Raw genomic sequence first — 3,530 nt, 5'->3', positions numbered from 1 at the left:
AAAGGAGGAGATTTCCTCACAGGACGATTCTTTCTTGGTACAGCCCGAAGACCCCGCGGAGCGTGTCGCTGATCTCGCCCAGGGTGGTGTAGCAGCGAACGGCCTCGAGGATGTGGGGCATGAGGTTGTCTTTGCCGCGGGCCGCCTTGGCCAAGGCTTCGCGGGCTTGGGCGACCTTGAGATTGTCGCGGCGCTCGCGCAGGGCCTTGAGCTGCTGCTTTTGCCGGAGCTCCAGCGCCGGGTCGACCTTGAGGATGTCCTTCACCGGCTCTTCCTTCATCGTGAACTCGTTGACGCCGACGATGATCTGGCGCTTCTCCTCGATCGCCTTCTGATATTGGTAGGCCGACTCCTGGATCTCGCGCTGCTGGAAGCCGGCCTCGATGGCCTTCACCGCTCCGCCCATCCTGTCGATCTTCTCGATATACTCCAAGGCCTTCTTCTCGATTTGGTCGGTGAGCGACTCGATGAGGTAACTCCCCGCTAAGGGGTCGATGGTGTCGGCGACGCCGGTCTCGTAGGCGATGAGCTGCTGGGTGCGCAGAGCCAAAGTCGCCGAGGCTTCGGTCGGCAGGGCCAAGGCTTCGTCGCGCGAATTGGTGTGGAGACTTTGAGTTCCGCCCAAGACCGCGGCCAAGGCCTGGTAGGCGACGCGGACGACGTTGTTGTCGATCTGCTGGGCGGTGAGCGTCGATCCGCCGGTTTGGGTGTGGAAGCGGAGCATGCAGTTGCGGTCGCTGGCCTTGAAGCGCTCCTTCATCAGCTTGGCCCAGAGCCGGCGGGCGGCCCGGAACTTGGCGACCTCTTCCAAAAAATTATTGTGGGCGTTGAAGAAGAAGGAGAGGCGGGAGGCGAAGTCGTCGACGTCGAGGCCCTTGTCGACCGCGGCTTGGACGTAAGCCAGGCCGTTGGCCAGGGTGAAGGCGACCTCCTGGACCGCGGTCGAGCCGGCTTCGCGGATGTGGTAGCCGCTGATCGAGATCGTGTTCCACTTCGGTACCCGGCTTTTGCAGAAGGCGAAGACGTCGGTGATGATCCGCATCGAGTGCTCGGGCGGATAGATGTAAGTGCCGCGGGCGATGTATTCCTTGAGCAGGTCGTTCTGGATGGTGCCGCTGATCTTGTCGAAGCCGACGCCTTGCTTCTCGGCCACGCCCATGTAGAGCGCCAGCAGGATCGAGGCGGTGGAGTTGATCGTCATCGAGGTGCTGACCTTGTCGAGCGGGATTCCCTTGAAGAGGATCTCCATGTCCTCGAGCGAGTCGATGGCCACGCCGGCCTTGCCGACCTCGCCCAGGGCCCGGGGGCTGTCGCTGTCGTAGCCCATCTGGGTCGGCAGGTCGAAGGCGACCGAGAGGCCGGTGCCGCCCTTGGCGATCAGGTAGCGGTAGCGCTCGTTGGATTCCTCGGCGGTGCCGAAGCCGGCGTACATCCGCATCGTCCAGTGGCGGCCGCGGTACATCGTGGGCTGGACGCCGCGGGTGAAGGGGAATTGGCCGGGGAAGCCTTGCTCGGCGAGGTAGCTCCCTTCATTGAGCTTGGAGAAATCGGGCAGGAAGACCCGCTCCATCTCGATGCCCGAGGTGGTGTCGAATCGGGGCTTCGATTCGGGGGATTTTTCCAGGTTCTTCTTGAGGACTTTTTCTTCCCAGGTCTTTTTGGCTTCTTCGAATTTCGACATTCAAGCGGCTCCGGCAAAATTTTCAAAGTGAGCCAGCTCGCAGAACAGGCGGTAGCGGGCTTCGATCTCCTCCCGGCTCAAGGAGCGCAGGCGGTCCATGCTGAATTTCTCGACGATGAAGCTGGCCATCACGCTGCCGTAGATCACGGCCTTGCGGAGGTTGCGGAAGCTGCGGTCGCCGGTCTGGGCGAGATAGCCCATCAGGCCGCCGGCGAAGGCGTCGCCGGCGCCGGTCGGGTCGAGGATCTCCTCCAGCGGCAGGGCCGGCGCGTTGAAGATCTCCTCGCCGTGGAAGACCAGGGCGCCGTACTCGCCGCGCTTGACGATCAGGGTCTTGGGGCCGAGGCCGCGAATGATCTTGCTGGCCTTCACCAAATTGGGCGTGTCGGCCAAAAGCCGGGCCTCGCCCTCGTTGATCACCAGCATGTCGACCTTCTTCAGAGTCTTGAGCAGCGGCTCGCGGTAATCCTTGATCCAGAAATTCATCGTGTCCATCGCGATCAGGGGCTGGCCTTCCATCTGGTCGATGACTCGCTCCTGGAGGCTCGGATCGATGTTGCCGAGGAAGAGGAAGGGATTGCGTCGGGCGCCGCCGTTCAATTGGGGCGCAAAGTCGAGCAGGACGTTGAGCTGGGTGTCGAGGGTATGGGCGGTGTTGAGATCGTGCTCGTAGCGGCCTTTCCAGCGGAAGGTCTTACCGGGCAGGCGCTTGAGACATTCCAAATCGATGGGCCGGCTCTTGAAGAAATCGACGTGCTTTTCCGGGAAATCCTCGCCGACGACGGCGACCAGCGAGAGGGGGCTGAAAAAGCTGGCCGAGGCCGCGAAATGGGTGGCCGAGCCGCCCAAGCCTTCCTCGATTTTTCCGAAGGGGGTTTCGACGCTATCCAAGGCAACGGTGCCGATGACGGTGAGGGACATAAGCGCTCTTACGTCATCGGAATCGACCATTCAACCTCAAATCCATGGGGTTTTCAGTCCCGGTTTAGTTCCCAACCTGTGAACTAGTGACGGATTTTCCGAAAGGGATATTTTATATAACATATTGAAATTATTAATTTTAATGCATGGCACCCGCTTTGCTTTATACGATGTAGGGAGAGAAGAGTATGGGCGGCAAAGTTTGGATTAACGACACCAGTGGGGAGAGGCTTTACGAGGCCTACTACGCCGAGAACGCGGCGATCTGCGAGGATGTCGATTCCGACAGCTGCCTCGAAGAGTACCGGCTCGACGGCGTGATCAATGACCTCGAGATTCGCGACGCCCGAATCCGGCTCGAGAAGACGATCAACAATCCCTGGCGGCCGCTCTTTCCCTGGAAAATCGAGAACGAAGAACCGGCGCCATTTCCCGACGGCCTGACCAAGGTGGTCACGGTCCACATGGACGAGCGCTATCTTGGCAACACCGGCTGGTGGATCTTCCAGCCCGAGGAGCGAATCGTCAAGTCGGTGACCATGAATATGCGCTGGGAGAACGGCAAGATCCGCCTCTACCAATGCGAGCCACCGCCCTATGTCCCGCCGGCCGAGCAGCCCGAGAAGAAGCCGGTTCCGCCGATCGACGACGATTCGATCATCGCTTCTATTTTGAATTTCATCTTCGGCCCGCCGAGTGAAGTGGCCTCGCTTTGATTTGGATCATTCATAAGGGGAAACAATGACGAAACTGACCGCTTTACAGGATGTCGTGGGGAAAACGCTTAGGGCTTCCTTCTTTGCCGAGCTCAAGGGGGAAAATCAACCGGAAGCATCCCAGAGCGCTCTGCCGGCGTTGTTGGAAAATGCCGGGTCCGCGATCCCGAAGCCGCTTCGTCCCTTGCTCTCCGCGCTCTGGACCTCGGAAA

At 60.3% G+C, this 3,530-nt stretch carries 4 protein-coding genes; 2 read left to right on the top strand and 2 right to left on the bottom strand.

All coding sequences use genetic code 11. The annotated features are described in order from the left end of the window. Positions 1–16 precede the first annotated feature (16 nt). Together VJR29_12455 and VJR29_12450 are read right to left on the bottom strand one after the other, a co-directional pair. On the bottom strand, positions 17–1,681 hold the full coding sequence (locus tag VJR29_12455) for a methylmalonyl-CoA mutase family protein (GenBank protein HKY64218.1): 1,665 nt from the start codon (positions 1,679–1,681) through the stop codon (positions 17–19). After that, positions 1,682–2,602, bottom strand: a complete 921-nt coding sequence (locus tag VJR29_12450; GenBank protein ID HKY64217.1) for a PfkB family carbohydrate kinase — start codon at positions 2,600–2,602, stop codon at positions 1,682–1,684. A 188-nt stretch (positions 2,603–2,790) separates the two neighbouring features. Here VJR29_12450 and VJR29_12445 point away from each other — a divergent pair, with 188 nt between their 5' ends. Both VJR29_12445 and VJR29_12440 read left to right on the top strand, forming a co-directional pair. Continuing rightward, on the top strand, positions 2,791–3,318 hold the full coding sequence (locus VJR29_12445; protein ID HKY64216.1) for a hypothetical protein: 528 nt from the start codon (positions 2,791–2,793) through the stop codon (positions 3,316–3,318). Between the two features lie 25 nt (positions 3,319–3,343). After that, a partial coding sequence (locus tag VJR29_12440; protein ID HKY64215.1) for a hypothetical protein occupies positions 3,344–3,530 on the top strand: 187 nt, incomplete at its 3' end.

This window comes from bacterium, from assembly GCA_035281585.1.
Lineage (GTDB): Bacteria > UBA10199 > UBA10199 > DSSB01 > DSSB01 > DATEDP01.
Note: the sequence above shows the minus strand (reverse complement) of the source record. Positions and strands in the feature narration are given on the sequence as shown.